The 5,510-nt window shown below is 43.4% G+C and carries 5 protein-coding genes; 4 read left to right on the top strand and 1 reads right to left on the bottom strand.

Features of this window, described 5'->3' with window-relative positions; translation table 11 throughout:
- The 4 genes from AAF462_09705 to AAF462_09690 all read left to right on the top strand — a co-directional run.
- The coding region (locus tag AAF462_09705) for a 1-acyl-sn-glycerol-3-phosphate acyltransferase (GenBank protein MEM7009394.1) at window positions 1-876 on the top strand (876 nt) is incomplete at its 5' end.
- Window positions 877-878: 2 nt separating this feature from the next.
- Window positions 879-1,316: a hypothetical protein gene (locus AAF462_09700; GenBank protein ID MEM7009393.1), complete on the top strand. Its 438-nt coding sequence runs from the start codon at window positions 879-881 to the stop codon at window positions 1,314-1,316.
- A 52-nt stretch (window positions 1,317-1,368) separates the two neighbouring features.
- On the top strand, window positions 1,369-1,608 hold the full coding sequence (locus AAF462_09695) for a hypothetical protein (GenBank protein MEM7009392.1): 240 nt from the start codon (window positions 1,369-1,371) through the stop codon (window positions 1,606-1,608).
- A gap of 90 nt (window positions 1,609-1,698) precedes the next feature.
- Window positions 1,699-2,172: a DM13 domain-containing protein gene (locus tag AAF462_09690; protein MEM7009391.1), complete on the top strand. Its 474-nt coding sequence runs from the start codon at window positions 1,699-1,701 to the stop codon at window positions 2,170-2,172.
- 75 nt (window positions 2,173-2,247) lie between these two features.
- On the opposite strand, the gene AAF462_09685 is transcribed toward AAF462_09690, so the two are convergent.
- Window positions 2,248-5,510, bottom strand: a 3,263-nt coding sequence (locus AAF462_09685) for a calcium-binding protein (protein MEM7009390.1), incomplete at its 5' end; no start/stop codon positions are given.

Raw genomic sequence — 5,510 nt, 5'->3', positions numbered from 1 at the left:
CCTCGTGATGATCTTGCGCTCGATCTCGGTACAGACTCTCTTACCCTGGTTGAGATCTCGGCAATGCTGGAGAGTGAGTTTGGCGTATACATACCGGAGCAGGAAGTACCTGACGTGCGTACAATTGGCGACATCTTGGAAAGACTTCCAAAATCACGTGAAGAAGCAGCAGAGCGGATTGCTGATGCTGACAAAATAAAAGGTGAGATGGAGACTGAGTCGCTTGATGATCTGTTTGATATGGATCGCAGCTTATTAAAGAGAGTTGGAATTAGGATATTTCAAATGTTTGGGAAACTACTTGTACTTATTGCATTTAGATCATGGCTCAATCAAGCTGATAAAATTCCAAGTGATAGGGCCGTGCTTATTTGCCCCAATCACCAAAGCTTAATTGATCCAATACTAATTTATGCACTATTGCCTGGAGATATGATCAACAAAATGCTCTTCACCGGGTTTGGTGAGTACTTCTCAAAACCGCCGCTTTCATGGATTGTAAAACCTATGAGGATAATACTCACAGGTACTGGAAGAACGTCGGCCGATTCTATGAGGCTTGCAAGTGAAGGGCTTAAAAGAGGATTTTCTGTCTGTATATTCCCAGAGGGCGAGAGAACAAGTACAGGCAAAGCTATGACCCCGAGGATAGGAGCCGGGCTTTTAAGTGTGGATAATGATACTCCTATTGTTCCTATATATATAGAGGGTGCCAGCAAAACACTCTCTCCTATAAACCCTGGGCTTAGTTTTCCAACTGTTAGCGTAGAAGTCATGGATCTGATAGATCCCGCAAGTGGAGAAAAAGACACCAGAGATTTATATCAGGATACGGTTGATAAATGGCTGAGTGTAATGAAAAATAGAGAGGCATAAAGATGAAGACACTCATTTGTTCAATACTATTTGTATTTCTAATATGTACTAATTCATTTGGATATGAGCAGTGGCTAAAATACTATTACCTTGATGAAAAGGGCGAGCTAAGCGGAGAGCAAATATGTATGAATGGCAAGGTCAAGAGAGAGAAATATGATTGTAAGGGGATGAGTGTTGGCGGCGGGATCTGCATGGCCAGCAATATAAAAAGACAGCGATATGATTGCAAGAACTTAACCCTTGGAGAGGGAATTTGTATGGCGGGAAATATCAAAAGGGAGAAGTATGATTGTAAAGGTATGAGCGTCGGGGGAGGAATCTGCATGGCTAGCAATATAAAAAGACAGCGATATGATTGTAAGGACCTCACCATAAGCGAGGGTAAATGTATGGCCGATGATATTAACAAATCGAAATATCAATGTAAGGGCAAATAGGATTGGTCTTAGAATCAGGTAGTTTATTAAATTAGGCGGCGAAATTAATCAAATGAAAAAAGCAATATTAATAATATTATTTTTACTATTAGCATACCCCGTGAGCGGCGATGAAATTAACGAGCGCGAGCTTTACGGGGATAAGAGACAGGACTGCAGGACTACAAAAAGAACCGATCAGGGCGCAAACATTATGCAGTGTCCTGACATTAGGGCCGACGATAAAGAAATTGAAGACACTGACAATTTAACAGACACTTATTCCCCAGATGACTACAATGATATATACTAGGTTGTGGTTTATACATAAAACTCAATAATAACTACTTTGTATAAACAATGGCTAGGTTATTAGAGGTACTTTACGAGGAGGCGATTTAAAATGAAGACTCTAATTATCTTAATAGTCATAGTTGCACTGGTAGTTGCTTGGTATCTATTTCGTCCCGAAAAACTTTTTATTAGCTCAACAGTAAATGAGGAATTCCCTGAATCAACAGAGGCTGGAAATCCGGATATTTTATATGAAGGTACATTCAAGCCGGTTGCTCATGATGCTAAGGGCGTAGCCACCGTTTATGATGTAGGCGATGGGAAGCGCATTCTGCGCTTTACTGAATTTGAGGTCTCAAACGGTCCGGATGTACACGTTTGGCTAGTTGCAGCAGACGAACCAATGGATAGTGAGACGGTGAAAAACTCTGAAGTTTATGAATTGGGATCAATCAAGGGTAATGTGGGTAATCAGAATTATGTGCTGGGACCAGACCTTGACCTTAATCAATACCGCTCCGTCGTGATCTGGTGTAAACGCTTTGGTGTTAACTTTGCTGTGGCCGAGCTTGAGTCAAAATAGAAGTTAAATAATAAAGCCGGTACCCCATTAAAAAAGATGTACCGGCTTTTTGTTGTTTTTAGTTTAATTTAGAGTCTACTGTATCTCACAGATCACTGATCCACCATCGACGCAGGTATCGTTTCCTGGGCCACCGTCTATATTGTCATCTCCGTCTCCGCCCTCAATCATATCATCACCGGAGTCGCCGTCTATCTCATCTCCGCCGCCTTGGCCCATAAGAACATCATTGCCTGATCCGCCAGCTATATCATCGGCTCCTCTTCCGCCCTCGACCATATCATCACCGGAGTCGCCATCAAGAACGTCCTCTCCGTTCTGACCTTTTATAAAGTCACTTCCTGGGCCGCCAGAGACATTGTCATTACCCACGCCAGCTCTCACTGTATCATCCCCAGGACCTGCTTGAATATCATCATGTCCTTTTCCGCCTTCAATCTCGTCATTACCATCGCCTCCGAGAATTAAATCATTACCGGATTTGCCGTCAATAAAGTCATCTCCCGGGCCACCTTCTATAATATCATCTCCGCCGCGGCCAATAATTGTATCGTTTCCTCCAAAGCCCATAATAAGATCTGGGCCCATTGTGCCCCGCAATATATCATCGCCAGGTGTTCCTCTAATTTCGTTCCTCACAGTTCCAGCTTCTGATGTGTCATCGCAAAAATTCTTAGGAGGCAGCGGCTTAACAACACAGCCCTCACCCGCTAATGTGTCGCCTGCTACGTTCCAATCTATGTCCCAAGGCGAGTTTGATCCGCTTGGGAAACATTCAGGTTGTGGTGGTGCTTGAGTTATAGTTGATGCATCAAAACCACTAGGGAGCGTAAACGCAAAACCTCTGCATCCACCTTGTGGACAATCAACTGCTCTTACTGCCCAGCTGCACATAGTGTTTTTTTCAACGCCTAATGCCTCGGTACATTCATCATAAAGGTCCTTTGGTAAATTAGTTGAACACTCACAAGTACCGCCCTTAGCCGGGCCATCCCATTTACAAAAACTCTGCGGCTGGCATCTGTCCATCCTGCCATTGGCAAATTCATCATCAAAACCACTGAAATCAACCTCTACCTCCAAAATGCCTGTAGAAGGATCATCTTTATACCATTTTCGTGTCCAGCCTGAAGGCCAGCTCTCTGGTTTAACATCAAGGGGTCTGCTTGTCTTTAGCTCTGAGCTTATTGCGCTGACATTTGCTTCTGGGTCAAAGCCGTCTCCTACATAGAATAAATATGTTTGTTTTGTAGATTCTTTTGCAAAAACAAACAACATATAATAAGTCTCTCCACCTTCAAATACATTTAAGGAAGGTCTTTGACCAGGCGAAAGCAACAGTCCGTCTCTCTGGTCTTGTTTGGAGACTGTAGTATCTACATAGAATACGCCGTTATTAGCAGTAAGATTGCTCCTCTGAAAAAAGTTCATACCCATCATACGTATCTGCTGACCTACCGTATCTCCCTCTTCAGTCCCGGTCAGATATTGTCTATATAGAGGGACTCCATAACAAAAACCAGCTGCGCAATCATCCGTCCATGAGGTATTATCGCAAAGGTTTGTTCCGCTTGCAGGTAAACATTGGCTATTATCAGCACATGCTTGACCAGTGTCCCGGCAAGTTCCACCGCAGTCTCCCTTTGCTACGCAACCGGGATAAACCACTGTGGTAACGTGCTCATAAGGACTTGTTTTAGCAGTCTCAAGAGATGCACATTCCACAGTCTCAACAGGGGCATCAAAAAATGAGTCTTCATTTACCGAAATTGTTTCTATTAGTCCTGTAAGAGTTCCGTCATCATCGTTAAGAATGGTTTGACGGTCAATTGCCGTAAAGTTGCTAAATGTACCGCCCAGCATATTAGATCCGGTGTTGATAAATGTGCAGTAATTATCTGCAACAGCAGCATTATCCTGTTTAAAAGCAAATGGATTGTTAGGTCCTATTGGCTCAAATAACGGCTGTACTACAAAATGACGTATATCAACATCACTAAAGTAAAGGTTGGAAGAATGGAAAGCTGGAGGATAATAAAAGCCATTTGGCTGTTTCCATGCTATCGCCGCATTGGGTAGAACGCACCTGGTTGCAGCAGATTCAGGATCTTTTGGCATTCCAAATGTGCGGCCGTACATCCATTTACTACTAGAGCAGTTGCCCCCGCCATTACAGTCCGTAATATGTGCTTTTTTAACGTTCAAGAAAGCATTTGAATCTTCGTAATTGGGGCCGTCATAAATATTAAACAAACGTTGGTAATTAAAAGGATCGATCGGTATAACCAGACCCTGATCTTTAATCACACAACGATCTGAGACAACCCCGCCTCCAGCATCCGTCGCACATAGGATGTCTGATGTAGGGTTTACTGGACCTGTATGAGATGCATAATTTTGGCTGCTTTTCTCTTCTTGTGTAGAACCTATGAAAATATTCTTTCTAGCTAGCTGCCACTGGCCGGGAAGGAAATTAGACTGCGTATAGTCCCCTCCGGTAACAAATGACAATCCGGCACCCAGTGTGTCTGAAATAACGCTGTTTGTTACTAGATACCACTGTGGACGAAGCCATATTGCTGCGAAATTGACCTCTGTCCAGTGAAACGCGGTCGTGTAATCTTCAATTACTGTAACAGCGCAATTACTTCGGTCAGCTCCATTACAAGGAGCTGGGCTGGTACTGCAATCTGAAGTGTTGCAAAAAGTTGGTATATGCGCGCCCGGCACTTTTGGATAGTAAGCATCATTTGTACCACCTCTATTAGGCGGTGTAGGTGAGAGGTTGCCTTGAGAAACAGGGTTTAAGAAAGGCTCAGTTGGACCGCCCATTGCCTTACACGGGCTTATATCATTGGGCGTGTTAAAAGAGTTCATGGCAGATGTGCAATAATTACCCTTAAATTTCTTAAGCGGAGTAGTTCCTGCCCTACCAGGGGTACTTTGCTGCGAAGCATAGGATTCCCATTTCATAAATTGCGAAGGACCGCTAATCTGAGCTGGCAACCACCAAAAACAGGCTCCACAAGCAGTGGCACCTGCTGCCATATTGTATTCAAAATCATTCCAGCCGTTCATAATCCAAAACACTGTAGGCTGGATGTAGTCCGAGCGGTAGGGCACATCTGTTGTTGCACCGACTTTATCATTTGGATAAGCCAAAATCCCTGGAACTTCTCTAGGGTTTTGTTTATTAATAATAGCCGCACGGGCCAATATACCTATGTTTGAGTAAAGCTTATTGTCTGTTTCAGTACCATCTTCAAGATAATAGCCATGGCCGATAGACATAAATCCTACGTTACGGGACAATTCAATATTTTGACTGCCGTGTATGG

Source organism: Thermodesulfobacteriota bacterium (assembly GCA_039028315.1).
Classification (GTDB): domain Bacteria; phylum Desulfobacterota_D; class UBA1144; order Nemesobacterales; family UBA2774; genus CR02bin9.
Note: the sequence above shows the minus strand (reverse complement) of the source record. Positions and strands in the feature narration are given on the sequence as shown.